The following is a 16,460-nucleotide window of genomic DNA, read 5'->3' as shown; positions in this document are numbered from 1 at the left end:
AGAATAGCAACCTAACGCCTGTAGTGCGTTGGGTGGCGATGAAAATGTCGGGTTGATATAATTATCAGCCACTTCCATAGCCGATTATTGTGATGAAGCTCAGTAATACCCCTATCACCCAGCACCAATTTCTAGACACCACGTTCTATTTAAAACGTGACGATCAGTTACATAGTCACTTTACCGGCAACAAAGCGCGTAAGTTTATGTCACTGCTCGACGTCAACGATTCTACTATTACGACGCTGATTGGTTACGGATCTGCGCAGGCTAATTCACTTTATTCATTGGCCGCACTGGCGCGTATTAAAGGCTGGCAATTAGAGTTTTATGTCGATCACCTTCCAGAGTGGTTGAAGGAACACCCACTAGGCAATTACCGCGGCGCTTTAGAACTAGAAGCTCGCATCATTGATATGCAGTCGTTGGATGAGTCACGACACCCTGCCGACTATATAACGCAGGTACGAAAACCTGATTCACATTGCTTAGTTGTTGAAGAAGGTGGGCGTTCCACCATGGCAGAAGCGGGGATCAAGCAACTTGCTAGCGAGATTCTTTCATGGAGCCGATATGAGGGGGATAAACAGTTTACGGTCGCGCTTCCATCCGGTACTGGCACCACTGCGCTTTATCTGCACAAACATCTGCAGCCTCACGGTATCGAAGTCATCACATGTCCGTGCGTCGGTGGCGAAAGCTATTTGATTCAACAGTTTGAAGAATTAGGGGAACATAATCACCCCACAATACTGACGCTGCCTAACAAGCATCACTTTGGCAAACTATACCAACAAGACTATCGAATCTGGCAAGCCCTGTTGGAGCAAACCCATGTAGAATTTGATCTGCTCTACGACCCTATGATGTGGCGTTGCTTAGAATCATGGATTCCAATAAATCCGGATAAAACCCTTATTTATATCCACCAAGGCGGGATCCTTGGCAATGAGAGCATGCTGCCAAGGTATCAGCGCAAATGGGACTGAATTGGCTCAACTATTACACAGCAGCGTATTAATCCCCGTTGATTCAGGTATATACTTAATGCGTTACCCCGATAGGATGGAACTCGAACTATGAAACGCATGACTATGGCTGCCACTGCACTGTTTTCTACGGTTTTGTTTGCTCTACCAGCGAGCGCAAAAATCATCAGTACGCCATCCAAACCCATCGTCGCCGTTGATGGTAGTGCTGCGGCAAAGCGCGTCTGCTACTACGAAGACAAAGCATACTCATTAGGGGCAATGCTGCAAATTGGGGATAACACCATCGTTTGCCAAGAAGCTAACGACTATGAAACCAACGGCGCGCTACGCTGGTTTAGCCTCAACGCTATCGACACTTCAAACACGGAAATAAGTGAACCTAAAGACGGCTCGGTAAAAACCTATTCACTGAAATAAATAGACCCTGATTTAGTCGTTCCTAAGCAATCAATTCTGGCATAAAAAAGGCTCCATTAAGAAATGGAGCCAAGAGCATAATAGTTCGGGGGAACTATCTGACTAAATTCATACTCGCTTTGATTGCATGAGCGCTGCGGCATTGAGCATCGCATCTTTGGTGCTCACATCAATAATCGAGATATTTTTAAATCGTTCGGGTTCTTTGATCGCAACATCGTGAGCGAAAATCACCAGCTTCGCTCGCCTAATATCAAGTTCAGTGATTCGGTTACTGATCCCATTTGCACCTTGGGTTTCTACCTTGATTCGAACCCCCATAGAATATGCTGCTTTTTCCAATGACTTGGCCGCCAAGAACGTGTGAGCGACGCCTGATGGGCAAGAGGTCACGGCTAACACATCCGCTTCTCCTTCCGCCTCTACCGAGCTATATGCATGGCTTAGCGCATTATAGTTCTCTTCTTCGTCTTTGACGGTCTTCTTAAGGGCAATAACAATCAGTGCGGTCGTTAATGAGCCGGCAACCGTGCCAACGATGTATCCTAATTTACCGTCTACCACAGGCAACACAATCCAGCCGCCCCACGGCGCATGGTTAATCACATGGAACATAAATCCCGTCACGTTGCCGACAATTCCGCCAGCCACTATCGCGGGCAATACTCGGGCCGGATCGGCAGCCGCAAATGGGATCGTACCTTCGCTGATACCAATCATTCCCATGATACCAGCAGCCTTGCCCGCCTCTCGTTCATCACGCTTAAACTTGCTTGGGGACAGTACCGTTGCCAACGCCAGCCCAAGTGGAGGTGTACAAATGGCAATACCAACGCCCCCCATTAACCAAGGTTGTGTGTTCACCTGTGTTTGAGCAAACAGCGTAGCCACTTTATTGACTGGCCCCCCCATATCAAATGCGGTCATTGCTCCTAGAACCGTGCCTAGTAGCACCTTACCTGAACCCGCCATTCCAGTGAGTAAACCGTTCAACGAAGACATCGCCGATGCAATAGGAGCGCCTATCACCCACATCACCGCACCGCACGTTACAAACGTACCAACCAGTGGATAAATGAAAATACAGCCTAAAGAGCTCATACTGTCTGGCAAAGGGATCTTCTTTAACCCCCACACCACGTAGCCAGCAAAAAAGCCCACCACGATAGCGCCTAGAAATCCTGTGTTGTATTGATTTACGGCTACCCAAGCGCCAATCATGCCAGGCGCCAAGCCAGGTTTATCTGCAATCGAATAAGCAATGTAACCACCCAGCACGGCAGTAAATAACATTAGCCCTGCCGAACCCATTTGAGCCACGTCGGCCAACATGCCGTCTTCAGGTAACGCGCCATGACCAGACAGCATCACCGAAAGAGATAGCAGGACGCCACCCGCCACAATAAAGGGAATCATATGGGACGTACCGAATAACAAGTGCTCTTTGGTGCGAGCCATACGCTGCTTGAATGGGCTGAGCGGTTCATCGCCTTGTTGAAACGGCTCTATGCTGCCGAACACAGGTTCTAGAGGGATATCTGTAATAAGCTGATAAGCGTCATCTAGGTTCTCGCACGCTTTTAGCTGCTCGACAAACCCGTCTTCGATAAGTTTACTCGACAGCTGAGCCAGAACTTCGATGTGATGATGATCATCGCCATCTGGTGAAGCGAGCATAAAAAACACATCCGACAACTCACCATCTTCGGCGCCATAATCGATACCAGTTCGGCTAATGCCTACTGCAACAGCAGGTGTAGACACTGCAGCACTTTTCGCATGAGGAATGGCAATACCCTCTTCAAAACCCGTATTGCCAACGTCTTCACGTTTCCAAATATCGTCGAGAAATCGCTGCTTGTCGGCAAGCTTTCCTGCCGCGTCGAGCAGCTCAACCAACTCTTCAAGCGCTTGTTGTTTGGTCGTTGCCTCTAGCTCAAGGCAAATCATCTCTGTCTCAACGAGGTTTGTAATATCCATTGTCACCGTTTACCTTGCCGCACGTCAGCCCTGTAACTCCAATCACCGTCGAACAAGCCGTTTCTGTTCCAAATAGGGCATCGATAATGGCTAGATTATCCATCTCGCCCCAATCGATATATAGGACTAAACGCCCCTCAACTGGATTATTGTAACATCCACATCAAACTGTGAACTGCATCTTTCAAAATGCACAGCCAAGTCAATGCAATCCATTACCTCTGTGCTACTATCGCGAAAAATCCATCGCGAGAATCATCATGAAAATTGTTGCCGTTACTGCCTGCCCTACTGGTATTGCACATACTTACATGGCAGCAGATGCATTGACCAAAGCCGCGCCAAAACACAAGGTTCACATCAAGGTAGAGACCCAAGGTGCTATGGGGATCGAAAACCCACTCAACCCGCAAGATATCGCCCATGCTGATAAAGTGCTGATTGTTTCTGACATTGAAATCGAACAAATGGCTCGCTTTGAGGGAAAGACATGTATTCAACTGCCAATCGAAGACGTTTTGCTTAACGTCGACAAAGTGTTTTTGCTGCACTGCCGTTAGTCTCGCTCCAATGAACGAATATCAGATTTCCTTTCTAGTTGAAGACCCCAATGCAAGTGCAACGGTCGCTAAACCCCTATCTCGACTAGCAAAAAAGTTCAAAAGCCAAGTACGCATCATCAATATTACGCGTAATCGAACCGCCGACTTATCGCGCTCGATGGCCATGCTGCAAGCGGCTCTGGTCGAAGGCGACTTATGCCAAATTACAGCGTTTGGCATAGATGCGGAGCTGGCGTGTTTTGTGCTCAAGGATTTGATTGCAGAGCACTTTTCTTTGATCGGCGCGCAAATCAATTATCAGTTTTCTAACCAACTTATCGAGCGCCACCCACCGCTGTCTCCGCCGATCGCCACTGAATGGTGGTTTGCCAAAGCGCAAACAGGCTTGACCAAGTTTGAGTGTTTAAAAGGCCTCGCACAGCTCATTTACCCCACTCATCCCGATGAGCTTATTCTGTCGTTTATTAAAAGAGAAGAACGCTCTTCCACTTGCGTGACACCCGGAATTGCTCTTCCTCACGTGATGTTCGAGGGTGTAGAACAAATTTCAGTGGCAGTCATCAGCAGTGACTCGCCGATTGACTGGGCCTCAAAGATGGGCAATGTGCATCTTGCTATAGCACTGGTGATGCCGAGTAAACCAACTAGGCAGCAGATCATTACCGCCACGAACCTAACTCGAAATCTGCTGTGTGATCAGCTATCAGACAGATTGAGAAACACTAAAAACCCGATTGAGCTTCAAGCGTTACTGATGTACTCCATGACTCGCATTTTGGCTTAACGACTAAATAGAACCTCGGTAATCAGAGGGCGTTCTGCCCGTTCGGTTTTTAAAAACCCGACAAAAGTAGTTCACATCTTTAAACCCGCAACGCAATGACACTTCATTGAGTTTGAAGTTGTACTTCTTGAGCATAAATTTAGCGCGATCAATTCGAACCCAAGTGATGTAGTCTGCCAGCGTCATGTGACCCTGTTGACGGAACAATCGCGATAAATGGTTGGGCGAAATACTGAAACGTTCAGCGATGCTATTACGTGTTATCTGGCGATGGAAGTTTTCTTGAATGTAGATACAGATCCCCTGATACAAGTCCTGTACACGACTATGAGATTGCTCTGCTGGCGCTTCCAACATCGACTTGCAATACTGCAGTAACGCTTGTAGCAGTAACTCATCCATAGGCTGTTTGGTATTTTCGCGAGCCAGCGAGCTAAGTGCTTCTAAAATGTTGTCGATTGCAAAGCCAGAGCGGGTTTGAATGCTGTGTTTTTGAATGTCGTAAAAAGTCGCCTCACCTTTTCTCTTGCTGACCAAACTCAAACCTAATTGGCGCCGCCCAAATAACATACTCAGTACCGAACAATCGGTATCCCAATCAGGCTTATTCCAGCAGTTAGGCGGTACAAAAATCGCATCGCCGGCTTTAGCTACAATTTTACAGACTTTCCGTTCGTGATTTTCCATCTCATTGATGTATTCACCATCCAACACCAGTTCTAAACGGGGGAAGTTAACCTGATAGCTGAACTCTGGTGGCGTGTGAAAATCGCCCGCAAACCAGATCTTCTGGCTAGATTCTCTCTCTGCTAATAGCGAACTAATTAAATCGTGAAATACCATACTTGAGGCTCAGTGATGCCGCGCAGCGACAGTGACGTTCAATAACTGAAAGTAGATATACCCTGCTTCGTCATTTTGCGCTATTGAGTGAAATCACAATTTCAATCAAATGTTACATATATCTAGTTATAGTTCTAAAAATCCAGTATCTACCTCTACATAAAACAGCAAAATTTTAATTATATCTATTTGTTTTTAATAAACTTAATTCATAAAAACCGGCACTAAAACCTATCACCAACCGATCAAGATCACACGTCAAAAATGCAGTTACAATCGTCTAGTAAATGCATTCTTTCTTCACTACATACCTTTTCCACTCCCTCTCAAAATATCCCCAATACAACAAAAAAGTCATTAGGGGTTCCAAATGATCACCAAACTTATCAACGAGCAATTAATCAAGCTCGACCTGCAAGCCAACACCAAAGAAGAGGTGTTTAAAGAGCTGATCGATGTTCTTGAATCACAAGGCCGAATTTCCGACAAACACCAGTTTCTTGCCGACATCAAAGCTCGAGAAGAACTCGGTAATACTGGGTTTGAAGAAGGCGTCGCACTGCCCCATGCGAAAAGTGCAGCGGTGGTAGAGCCTGCGGTAGTCATTGGCGTGCACAAAGCCGGTATTGATTACGGAGCGGAAGATGGCCTGCCATCAAAGTTGTTCTTTATGATTGCTTCTCCCGATGGCGGTGACAATCACCATATTGAAGTGCTAGCAGAACTGTCTTCGAAGCTGATTGAAGACGGCTTTATTGATAGCTTCCTTCAATCCACCTCTTCAGAACAAGCGCTCAGCTTACTGCTAGAAAAGCCTGCGGAAGTGGAACAAGCCATCAATCAGGACAAGGGTTTTATCATCGGCGTTACAGGTTGCCCAGCGGGTGTCGCTCATACCTATTTGGCGGCAGAAGCATTAGAAAAAGGCGCGGCGGCATTAGGTTATGAAGTCAAAGTCGAAACCAATGGTTCTATTGGCGTTAAGAACAGTCCAACTGACGCAGAGATCGCTCGCGCTGACGCAATTGTTGTCGCCTGTGATAAACAGGTCGACATGGCGCGCTTCACAGGAAAGCGCGTAATAAAAACCAACGTCAAAGCTCCGATTAAAGATGCAGAAGGGTTGATACAGCAAGCACTCAACGCTCCTCAGTATTACGCAGAAGCACAAAAATCCGATACCTCCGTTGCCAGTAAAGCATCGCAAGCTCGCTCCGATTTGTACCGTTTTCTAATGAATGGGGTATCACACATGATCCCATTTGTAGTCACTGGCGGTTTGTTGATTGCCCTTGCGCTTGCAATCGGTGGTGAGCCGACAGAGGCGGGGATGGCTATTCCTGAAGGCAGTATGTGGAACCAGATCCTTGAAGTGGGTGTGGTCGCCTTTACGTTGATGATCCCAATCTTGGCTGGCTACATTGCGTATGCGATTGCCGATAGACCGGCACTGGCTCCTGGCCTAATTGGTGGCTGGATTGCCAACAACGGGTCTTTCTATGGTGCAGAAGCCGGCACGGGTTTTATCGGCGCTATTGTTGCCGGCCTGCTGGTTGGTTACTTCGTTAAATGGGTCACGTCCATCAACTACCACAAGTTCATACAGCCACTTGTCCCTATCATGATCGCCCCAATTACAGGCTCGCTCTTTATCGCCGGGCTGTTCATCTTTGTTATCGGCGCACCAATCGCAGGGCTAATGGACAGCCTAACTGCACTGCTCACTTCAATGAGTACCGGGAACGTTATCTTACTTGGCATTGTGCTTGGTGGTATGGCTGGCTTCGATATGGGTGGCCCGTTTAACAAGGTCGCCTTCTTATTCTCTGTCGGCATGATTGCCAGTGGCCAAACACAATTTATGGGTGCGATGGCCTGTGCAATTCCAGTTGCCCCACTAGGTATGGCACTCGCAACTGTACTTGGTCGTAAGCTAGAGCTGTTCGAGTCATCTGAAGTTGAAGCAGGCAAAGCCGCCGGCGCGATGGGCCTAGTCGGGATCTCAGAGGGCGCGATTCCATTCGCAGCTCAAGACCCAATGTCGGTCATTCCTGCCAATATCCTTGGTTCTATGGTTGCAGCTGTGATGGCGTTCTCCTTTGGCATCACTAACAGCGTTGCACACGGTGGTCCTGTCGTGGCTCTGCTTGGAGCGATGAACTACCCGCTGCTGGCCATTGTATGTATGGCTGCAGGTACTGCTGTTACTGCAGTTACCTGTGTGACATTGAAAAAACTCCGCAAAGAAAAGCTGATCCCAGCTGTCGCTTAACCCCTTCCAACTCAACTAGTGGCTTGAACCTTGGTTCAAGCCACTCTCTCGATAATGGTGATAACAATGCCAGAATTCACGGCATCTCATGCCCACGCCGAGCACAGTCACTCATCGTTACTGGACTCGATGAATTACGCAAACGAAGCCACTTATAAACAGCACATACCCGCATTCCTACCGATGCACAACGTTATCCAGAACTACGCTTGGGGCAGTACCAACTCATTGCAAAGCTTGTTTGGCTTCAACAACGACAAAGAGGAACCTCAGGCAGAACTGTGGATGGGGGCGCATCCTAACGGCTGCTCTTACGTCGACATTGATGGTCAGCAACACAACTTAGCTGAGCTCATTGCTAAGCAACCCGAGCAATACCTTGGCAAAACCACATTCGAACAATTTGGCGAATTGCCCTATCTGTTTAAGGTATTAGCCGCAGAAAAGGCCCTATCGATTCAGGTTCACCCGAGCAAACTCCAAGCAGAGGCTGGATTCTTAAAAGAGCAAAATCAAGGTACCCCGCTTACCGCAGGCAACCGCAACTATAAAGATCCAAACCATAAACCAGAATTGGTGTACGCCTTAACCCCTTACCAAGCAATGAATGGATTTCGTTCGCTCGAAGAGATCATTGAATATTTCGCAAAGTTAGATATTAGTGAACTAGCTCCAATAATAGATCACCTAATCAATAACCAAACCGATTTAGGTTTATCTCAGTTTTTTTCTTCACTGCTCACTTTGGATGAAAAAATAAAGCAAAGTGCCATCAATAAACTCATTGATAAAATAAGCATCATAGAAGAACCCGTTTGCTCTCTGATCTCAAATCTGGCAGATCAATATCCGGGAGATATTGGCCTATTCTCTCCATTAATTCTCAATGTTATTACCTTACAACCCGGAGAAGCGATGTTTTTAGATGCGCAAACACCACATGCGTATATTAAAGGCACTGGGTTAGAAATCATGGCCAATTCAGACAATGTATTGCGAGCAGGTTTGACACCCAAATACATCGATGTCGAAGAGCTTATTGCATGTACTCGTTTTGAAGCTAAGCCGCTAAGCAGCTTAAAGTTGTCACCAACACAATCTGGAGACACTCTAAACTACGCCATACCTGTCGATGATTTTAAGTTTTCGATTCTCTCTCCAACCCACCCAATGGAGGTGGAAACTCGGAGTGGCGAAATCTTACTCGCGATTGATAGCCCCGTTAACTTGCAGCATACCAATGGCGATTCGTGCGACCTGAAACCGGGGCATTCGGTGTTCATCCCAGCTTGCAGCGAACGTTACACTGTGAAATCCGCTGGGCGAGTCGCTCGCGCATTTTGCTAATTATGTGCTGTTAAGATGTAAGTCGTTAAACTAAAAAAAGCCTCGCTCAGCGAGGCTTTTTTTATACCCAAGTAACCTCAAGATGCAGAAATAACGATGCTAATCACAGTTATTATTCCATGATACAAAAGTATAGCTAAGGCATTTTTTTTACTATTTCTGAAAAGTTAGAAATGGATTAATTTTTCATCATGGAAGATTAATTAAGCGTTTATTTACTCTCTTGAAATACAACGGCTTTGAATCATAGAGATAAATAAACCGAAATAACAAATATTGGATGCCATGAATTTTAACTGCATACCTAATAAATAAATTAAAACTCCATATTTAAAAACCTCCGCTAATTTAATTCATTCATAAGGCGACTTAGATATGAGTACCATTACCGCACCTGCAACCAGTAATAACGATTTAAAAAAGAACCTCAGTAAACTCAAGCAACACTTACTGTTTGGCACCTCTCACATGCTGCCATTTATCGTCGCGGGGGGCGTTTTACTCGCCCTAGCCGTCATGGCATCAGGCAAGGGCGCTGTACCAGCAGACGGATTGCTGGCCGACATCTCCAATATTGGCATCAAAGGCTTGGTGCTTTTTCCAATCATTCTTGGGGGATTCATCGGATATTCCATTGCGGATAAGCCAGCACTAGCCCCTGCTATGATCTCTTCTGGCATCATGGCTGATATGGGCGGCGGCTTCCTTGGCTGTATCGTTGCAGGTTTTATCGCAGGTGGCGTGGTATTTCAGCTAAAGAAAATCCCGCTTTCCGCTAACATGACCGCGTTGGGGGCTTACTTTATTTACCCTCTCATTGGCACATTAATCTCTGCCGGTATTGTCTTGTGGGGCATTGGCGAACCCATCAAAATTTTCATGGCTTCAATGAACGAGTTTCTTGCTTCTATGGCGGGAGCTTCAAAGGTTGTTCTGGGAACCATTCTTGGCGGTATGACGGCTTTTGACATGGGCGGCCCAATCAACAAAGTGGCAACGCTGTTTGCTCAAACTCAGGTCGATACACAACCATGGTTAATGGGTGGTGTGGGTATCGCGATTTGTACTCCACCACTGGGGATGGCTCTCGCGACTTTCCTTTTCAAAAAGAAATTCAGCAAGCAAGAACAAGAAGCCGGTAAAGCTGCTGCGATCATGGGGTCTATCGGTATCTCTGAAGGCGCAATACCATTCGCGGCTAATGATCCAGTACGCGTACTTCCTTCAATTGTCGCTGGCGGTATCGTTGGCTGTGTCTTTGGCTTCTTAACCGACGTATTACTACACGCACCATGGGGCGGCCTGATTACTGCACCAGTATCAAGCAATATACCAATGTATGTTGTCGGTATCGCACTTGGCTCTCTTACTACTGCCCTTATCGTAGGTTTCTGGAAGCCAGTTGTAGAGGAAGAGTCTGAAGACCAAATCGTAGAAACTGCACCAACGCACGCACAAGCAATTCCTGTGGCTGGCGAAGGTGAATACGACATCGTTGCAGTTACCTGTTGCCCTTCCGGTGTTGCACACACTTTCTTAGCAGCAAAATCATTGGAAAAAGCAGCCGCCGCTGCTGGAGTAAAAATTAAGGTAGAGACTCAAGGGCAAAATGGTATTCAGAACCGTATTTCTCCGCTCGATGTTGCTAATGCAAAACTGGTGATTCTTGCCCATGATATTCAAGTGAAAGACGCAGAGCGATTTGCCAAATCAAATGTAATCGAATGCTCAACCAAAGAAGCGATGAAGAAAGCAGCGCAATTAGTCCAAGCCTAATCTGTTTGGGTTTACCTCGCAAAATCCACCCCAGCCACAAACTGGGGTGATTAAAATTCTAACTTAAGCCAACAATACTCCAGCCCATAAGCCTAAATACCTCATCATTAAATCATTCATTTAATTTAACTTTTCAAAGTGTTTCACCTCCCGTTACCTACTCCATTTTCAGCCTAACCTGACAACATCGTTCTAGTAATCGCTTACAACGCCTTATTCAACCAGTCGCGTTTGCGACATCCCATTTTTTTACCGCTCTATTACCCCTTTGTCGGTAGGAACACAAATTCATGACAATTGTCACAGAATGTAAACATTGGTTACCGGTAACATTTAGTTACTCGTTACCGGTAACATATTTCTATAACAACCGGACGTTTGTGTAATTAGGAAAAACTGAAACAATCTAAAGGATACCCCCATCATGAAAGCGATGAACAAAACTTTGCTTGCAGCCACTCTTACTGGTCTATTCTCAGCTTCAGCACTCGCTGCTGATTTCAACCTAAAAATCCAGTCATCTGATCCATCTGGTGATTTGAACTTCAAAGTTCAGCAAAACTGGGTTGAACGTGTAGAAAAAATGTCTAACGGCCGTATCGAAATCGACCTACTACCCGTAGGCGCAGTGGTAAAACACACCGAAACGTTAGGTGCAATCAAAATGGGTATCCTAGATGGCCACGTAACAGCAACGGGTTACTTCTCGGGTAAAGATCCTGCATTTGGCCTAATTGGTAACATGGTAGGTGCTTGGTCTGATACTACTCAGCTTCTGCAATACATGAACTACGGCGGTGGTAATGAGCTAATGACCGAGCTATACGCACCTTACGGTGTGAAATTCGTTGGTGCTTCTACAACGGGTGTTGAGTCATTTATCTCTAAGAAACCTATCGACGGCGTAGATGACCTGAAAGGCCTTAAACTTCGTGCTCCAGAAGGCCTAGTTCAACAAGTATTTGCAGCGGCAGGGGCGACACCCGTTAACCTACCAGGTTCAGAAGTGTTTACTGGCCTAAGCAAGGGCGTAATTGATGCCGCAGACTACACGGTATTCTCGACTAACCAAAAAGCAGGCATGAACGACATCGCCACTCACCCTGTTCAACCTGGTTTCCACTCACTGCCACTAATCGACATTTCTATCTCGCAGAAGAAATGGGACAAAATGCCAGAAGATCTACAAACCATTCTGCAAACCTCAGTGCGTGATTTCTCTTACGACATGACCACTCAGCTGAAAATGGCTGACCAAGCAGCGGTAAAAGAAGCGCAAGCGAATCCAGAAATTACTATTCATAACTGGTCGGAAGAAGAACGTAAAAAATTCCGCGAAATCGCAAAAGGACAATGGAAAGTGTTTGCACAACGCTCGCCTAACGCCGCTAAAGTTTACGATTCAGTCACAACCTTCCTAGAAGACAACAATCTACTTTAAGTCACTGAAGTGATGGGAGTAAGTTCTCCAGACTTCGCTCCTCTTTGGAGGGCAATTGCCCTCCATTCTTTTTGAGAAAAACGTTATGAATGAAAAAACTCCCCATGCTCCTCAAGAGCAGGAAGAGCAGCCGAGAAACTTTTTAGACCGCGCAATCATTAAAGTCAGTAACTTGCTTAGCGGCTTCTTCATCTTCACAGTGCTGATCTCTTTCTACGAAGTAGTGATGCGCTACGTGTTCGATGCGCCAACCACTTGGGTGCACGAAACCGCCTCTTTTATCGGTGGCTCGCTGTTTATCGTCGGTGGTATTTATGCGTTCGCTGCGAACAAACACGTTCGAGTGGTACTGATTTATGATTCAGTATCGAACCAAGCCCGTAAGTACCTAAACCTTATTCACCATATTATCGGGTTAGCCTTTGCTGGCATGCTTGCTTACGCCTCGTATTCAATGGTTCAAGAATCTTGGTTTACTCCATGGGGTGAACTGCGCCTTGAAACCTCCGGCTCGGTATTGAACGCTCCTTACCCTGCTCTTCTAAAAGGCATCATCTTCGTTTGTCTTTGTATTCTTGTTGTCCAGTTTGTATTGCACCTCATCCAAGAGATCGTAGGTCTAGGGAAGAAAGACGATGTTTGATTTATCTTCGATTGGTATCGCATGGGGCAGTATCCTCATGCTGGTAATGATGATCGGGTTGCTACTTACCGGTATGCAGCTAGCGTTCGTGACGGGCTTTGTCGCTATCTTCTTTACCTTATTTTGGTTTGGCCCAGACGCCCTGCCATTAATCGCCAGCCGAACTTACAGCTTTGCTTCAGGTTACGTATTTTTGGCCGTCCCTATGTTTGTTTTGATGGCTGCGCTGCTTGACCGTTCTGGCATTGCCAAAGATTTATTCGATGCAATGAAATCTGTTGGCCGCCGCGTGAGAGGTGGTGTCGCGGTTCAAACCTTGCTGGTTGCGGTACTTCTGGCTTCAATGTCAGGTGTTATCGGCGGTGAAACCGTACTGCTTGGTATTCTGGCTCTGCCACAGATGCTCCGCCTCGGCTACGACCGTAAGCTCGCCATCGGTACTACCTGTGCTGGCGGTGCCTTGGGTACCATGCTGCCACCTTCGATCGTACTGATCATTTACGGCATGACCGCCAGTGTATCGATTGGTGACTTGTTTAAAGCCTCGTTTCTGCCAGCCTTTATTCTTGCTGGCTGCTACATCGGCTACGTGCTGATTCGCTGTAAACTTAACCCAGCGCTTGCCCCTATTCCAAGTGATGAAGAGCTGGCTGAAGACATGGCGAATCAGCCCAACTACTTCAAAGCACTTTTCTTCCCACTGCTATCCGTTGCAACGGTACTAGGCAGTATTTACACCGGTGTGGCTTCCGTTACCGAAGCATCGGCTCTGGGTGTCGTTGGCATCATGATTTCTGCTCTGATCCGAGGTGAACTGAACTTCAATATGCTGAAGGAAAGTGCCATCGCAACCATGCGCACCTGTGGGATGATCATGTGGATCGGTATTGGTGCTAGTGCATTAGTTGGCATCTATAACCTAATGGGCGGTATCGACTTTGTAGAAGAAGTGATCCTCGGTCTGAGTGGCGGAGGCGCACTCGCGACACTCCTGATCATGATGGTCATTCTATTAGTGCTGGGCATGTTCTTAGATTGGGTGGGTGTGGCACTGCTAACCATGCCTATCTTCGTCCCGATTATCACCAGCCTTGGTTACGACCCTGTTTGGTTTGGTGTTGTCTTCTGTTTGAACATGCAGGTGTCATTCTTGTCGCCACCGTTTGGCCCAGCTGCGTTCTACTTGAAATCTGTAGCACCAAAAGACATCAGCTTGGGTGAGATCTTCTCGTCACTACTGCCATTCATAGGCCTACAAGTCTTAGTGCTTGGATTAGTGATTGCCTTCCCAGAGCTCGCCATGTGGTGGAAGTAATCCACCAGCAATAAAAAACTCGTACAAATTCCCTAAAATTAGGTATGCCCTCCAGCGCAAGCTGGAGGCTAAGGATAGTATTGCCCAATGAAAGCGAAAAAGATTTTAGTAATGGGTGTATCAGGCTGCGGAAAAAGCCTGATTGGTAGCAACATCGCCAAAACACTCGGCCTGCCATTTCATGATGGCGACGACTACCACCCAAAAGCCAATGTAGACAAAATGGCTCAAGGTATTCCACTCAACGATGAAGACAGAATCGGATGGCTGGAAACACTCAACCGTATCTACACCGACAACGAGTCGGCAGTGATTGCCTGCTCGGCACTTAAACCTATGTATCGTGACATTTTACGTCGCAGCAACGAAGACTTAGTCATCGTATTTCTGCAAGGCGATTTCGAGACCATTTGGCAACGATTGTCTTCACGCGAAAACCACTACTTCAATGGCGAAGCCATGCTACGAAGCCAATTTGAAGCCTTAGTTGAACCAGCGCCAAACGAAGCCTTGTTTATTGACATATCGCTGCCTGCCGACCAAGTCACATCACAAGCCTTAAGGGCAATCGAGGCATTATCATGATTCGCTCCAATATCGCACTCATTGGTCTTGGCGTGATGGGGAAAAGCTTAACGCTCAATCTTCTCGACCAAGGTTTCAATGTGACTGGTTTTGATATCAGTGAAGTACACCGCGAGAAAGCAAGGCTAGAAGGAAATCAAGTCTCCACCAGCGCTGAGAACAAAGGCCAACTAAATATCGTAGATAGTTTAGAAGCGTTACTGGCATCGCTTGAAAAGCCGCGCGTTATCGCGCTTTCAGTGCCTGCCGGCAATATTGTGGATTCGGTTATCGACGAATTGCTAAGTGCCGGGCTAGAAACAGACGACATTGTTATTGATACCGGCAATAGCCTTTGGACCGATACCGAAGCGCGAGCACAGCGATACCAAGGTAAACTGCGTTTCATTAGCACTGCGGTATCTGGCGGTGAAGTTGGTGCGAGAACCGGCCCAGCGTTAATGGCGAGTGGTGAACAAAGTGCATGGCAGTTTGTCGAGCCTATGTGGACGGCTATCGCGGCTAAAGTCGATACCAGTGGCACTCCTGTTGGTCAGTTTGAGCAAGGCGAGCCCTGCGCTGCTTACCTTGGACCGGCGGGAGCTGGGCACTATGTAAAAATGGTTCACAACGGCATCGAGTACGCCGATATGCAGCTTATCTGCGAAGCGTACCATTTCATGTCGGTAGTATTAGGCATGCCAGCCCATGAAATCGGACAGGTTTTTGCAAAATGGAATCAAGGTGCGCTCAATAGCTATCTCATGGAAATTAGCGCCGATATCTTACAAACACCCGATCCCGTGACCAACAAACCGTTCGTTGAGATTGTGTTAGATAAAGCCGGCCAAAAAGGTACTGGGCTTTGGACTGCGGTAAATAGCCTGCAAACTGGCGCGCCAGCACCAACCATTGCACAAGCGGTTTTTGCACGAGCGCAAAGTAGCCAGAAGAACACTCGCCTTAAAGGCAGTGCAATGTTCCAATCTCAGCGTCAAGCACACTCTGGTTTGGACAAAGACGAAATCATTTCTCAACTGCACGATGCGCTGTATTGCTCCAAGTTGTCTGTTTACGCGCAGGGCTTCGACTTGCTTAAAGCGACATCGAAGATGGAAGGCTGGCAATTAGATTTCACGACCATCGCTAAGATTTGGCGAGCTGGCTGCATTATCCGAGCTGCGTTCTTGCAAGATATTGCAACCACTTATCAAACCGAACCAGACATAGAAAACTTACTGTTTGCGCAAAGCTTCAAAACAAGCCTTAGCCAGTATTCTACGGGTTGGCGCCATACCGTTGCCAATGCAGCACTCAATGGCGTTCCAATGCCGGGGATCAGTTCAGCACTCAACTATTTTGATTCACTCACTAGCGCAGTGCTTCCAGCAAACCTGCTACAAGCCCAGCGAGACTACTTCGGTTCTCATACCTACTCCCGTATCGATGTGCCAGAAGAGGAAAAGTACCATATGAGCTGGAGCATTCACCCTCGGACTCAAGTTCAAGTCAGCTAGACCACT

At 46.9% G+C, this 16,460-nt stretch carries 13 protein-coding genes and 2 pseudogenes; 12 read left to right on the top strand and 3 right to left on the bottom strand.

Annotated features, from left to right (window positions below; all coding sequences use genetic code 11):
- Positions 1-92 precede the first annotated feature (92 nt).
- Both ACXABW_RS05550 and ACXABW_RS05545 read left to right on the top strand, forming a co-directional pair.
- Positions 93-989, top strand: coding sequence for a 1-aminocyclopropane-1-carboxylate deaminase/D-cysteine desulfhydrase (locus ACXABW_RS05550; RefSeq protein WP_457524419.1), 897 nt, complete (start codon positions 93-95; stop codon positions 987-989).
- 90 nt (positions 990-1,079) lie between these two features.
- Positions 1,080-1,409: a DUF1496 domain-containing protein gene (locus ACXABW_RS05545; protein ID WP_265687508.1), complete on the top strand. Its 330-nt coding sequence runs from the start codon at positions 1,080-1,082 to the stop codon at positions 1,407-1,409.
- Positions 1,410-1,517: 108 nt separating this feature from the next.
- Here the strand turns inward: ACXABW_RS05545 and ACXABW_RS05540 are convergent.
- A pseudogene (locus ACXABW_RS05540) lies at positions 1,518-2,897 on the bottom strand (fructose-specific PTS transporter subunit EIIC); the annotation flags it as partial.
- Between the two features lie 80 nt (positions 2,898-2,977).
- Positions 2,978-3,389 (bottom strand): annotated as a pseudogene (locus ACXABW_RS05535) (PTS sugar transporter subunit IIA); the annotation flags it as partial.
- A 260-nt stretch (positions 3,390-3,649) separates the two neighbouring features.
- Between ACXABW_RS05535 and ACXABW_RS05530 the strand changes: the two are divergent.
- The gene (locus tag ACXABW_RS05530; RefSeq protein ID WP_252030374.1) at positions 3,650-3,949 is read left to right on the top strand and encodes a PTS fructose transporter subunit IIB; all 300 of its coding nucleotides are present in this window, start codon (positions 3,650-3,652) and stop codon (positions 3,947-3,949) included.
- 10 nt (positions 3,950-3,959) lie between these two features.
- Positions 3,960-4,736, top strand: a complete 777-nt coding sequence (locus ACXABW_RS05525; RefSeq protein WP_457524417.1) for a PTS sugar transporter subunit IIA — start codon at positions 3,960-3,962, stop codon at positions 4,734-4,736.
- Positions 4,737-4,739: 3 nt separating this feature from the next.
- On the opposite strand, the gene ACXABW_RS05520 is transcribed toward ACXABW_RS05525, so the two are convergent.
- Positions 4,740-5,579, bottom strand: a complete 840-nt coding sequence (locus ACXABW_RS05520; RefSeq protein ID WP_265687505.1) for a helix-turn-helix transcriptional regulator — start codon at positions 5,577-5,579, stop codon at positions 4,740-4,742.
- A 370-nt stretch (positions 5,580-5,949) separates the two neighbouring features.
- Here ACXABW_RS05520 and ACXABW_RS05515 point away from each other — a divergent pair, with 370 nt between their 5' ends.
- From ACXABW_RS05515 to gndA, 8 genes are all read left to right on the top strand, one after another.
- Positions 5,950-7,851, top strand: a complete 1,902-nt coding sequence (locus ACXABW_RS05515; protein ID WP_457524415.1) for a PTS fructose transporter subunit IIABC — start codon at positions 5,950-5,952, stop codon at positions 7,849-7,851.
- A gap of 120 nt (positions 7,852-7,971) precedes the next feature.
- A complete protein-coding gene (gene manA, locus ACXABW_RS05510) occupies positions 7,972-9,198 on the top strand; it encodes a mannose-6-phosphate isomerase, class I (RefSeq protein ID WP_457524955.1) in 1,227 nt (408 codons plus the stop codon).
- A 375-nt stretch (positions 9,199-9,573) separates the two neighbouring features.
- Positions 9,574-10,974, top strand: a complete 1,401-nt coding sequence (locus ACXABW_RS05505) for a fructose-specific PTS transporter subunit EIIC (RefSeq protein WP_457524413.1) — start codon at positions 9,574-9,576, stop codon at positions 10,972-10,974.
- A gap of 424 nt (positions 10,975-11,398) precedes the next feature.
- A complete protein-coding gene (locus ACXABW_RS05500) occupies positions 11,399-12,415 on the top strand; it encodes a TRAP transporter substrate-binding protein (protein WP_252030365.1) in 1,017 nt (338 codons plus the stop codon).
- Positions 12,416-12,500: 85 nt separating this feature from the next.
- Positions 12,501-13,058, top strand: coding sequence for a TRAP transporter small permease subunit (locus tag ACXABW_RS05495; RefSeq protein WP_457524411.1), 558 nt, complete (start codon positions 12,501-12,503; stop codon positions 13,056-13,058).
- A complete protein-coding gene (locus ACXABW_RS05490) occupies positions 13,051-14,373 on the top strand; it encodes a TRAP transporter large permease (protein ID WP_457524409.1) in 1,323 nt (440 codons plus the stop codon). Before ACXABW_RS05495 ends, ACXABW_RS05490 begins: the two co-directional genes overlap by 8 nt.
- 87 nt (positions 14,374-14,460) lie before the next feature.
- Positions 14,461-14,958, top strand: coding sequence for a gluconokinase (locus ACXABW_RS05485; protein WP_457524407.1), 498 nt, complete (start codon positions 14,461-14,463; stop codon positions 14,956-14,958).
- Entirely contained in the window at positions 14,949-16,454 is a 1,506-nt protein-coding gene (gene gndA, locus ACXABW_RS05480) for an NADP-dependent phosphogluconate dehydrogenase (protein WP_457524953.1), read from the top strand. The genes ACXABW_RS05485 and gndA overlap by 10 nt, the downstream gene beginning before the upstream one ends.
- Positions 16,455-16,460: the final 6 nt, after the last annotated feature.

It is taken from the genome of Vibrio paucivorans (assembly GCF_054053395.1).
The sequence above is the reverse complement of the archived record's forward strand: the minus strand, read 5'-3'. Positions and strand labels throughout refer to the sequence as shown.

Excerpts from the sequence above, each read along its gene's own strand:
- ACXABW_RS05495 (WP_457524411.1), top strand. The coding sequence starts at position 12,501 with ATGAATGAAAAAACTCCCCATGCTCCTCAAGAGCAGGAAGAGCAGCCG.
- ACXABW_RS05525 (WP_457524417.1), top strand. The coding sequence starts at position 3,960 with ATGAACGAATATCAGATTTCCTTTCTAGTTGAAGACCCCAATGCAAGT.
- ACXABW_RS05505 (WP_457524413.1), top strand. The coding sequence starts at position 9,574 with ATGAGTACCATTACCGCACCTGCAACCAGTAATAACGATTTAAAAAAG.
- ACXABW_RS05500 (WP_252030365.1), top strand. The coding sequence starts at position 11,399 with ATGAAAGCGATGAACAAAACTTTGCTTGCAGCCACTCTTACTGGTCTA.
- ACXABW_RS05530 (WP_252030374.1), top strand. The coding sequence starts at position 3,650 with ATGAAAATTGTTGCCGTTACTGCCTGCCCTACTGGTATTGCACATACT.
- ACXABW_RS05485 (WP_457524407.1), top strand. The coding sequence starts at position 14,461 with ATGAAAGCGAAAAAGATTTTAGTAATGGGTGTATCAGGCTGCGGAAAA.
- ACXABW_RS05520 (WP_265687505.1), bottom strand. The coding sequence starts at position 5,579 with ATGGTATTTCACGATTTAATTAGTTCGCTATTAGCAGAGAGAGAATCT.
- ACXABW_RS05490 (WP_457524409.1), top strand. The coding sequence starts at position 13,051 with ATGTTTGATTTATCTTCGATTGGTATCGCATGGGGCAGTATCCTCATG.
- ACXABW_RS05550 (WP_457524419.1), top strand. The coding sequence starts at position 93 with ATGAAGCTCAGTAATACCCCTATCACCCAGCACCAATTTCTAGACACC.
- ACXABW_RS05545 (WP_265687508.1), top strand. The coding sequence starts at position 1,080 with ATGAAACGCATGACTATGGCTGCCACTGCACTGTTTTCTACGGTTTTG.
- ACXABW_RS05515 (WP_457524415.1), top strand. The coding sequence starts at position 5,950 with ATGATCACCAAACTTATCAACGAGCAATTAATCAAGCTCGACCTGCAA.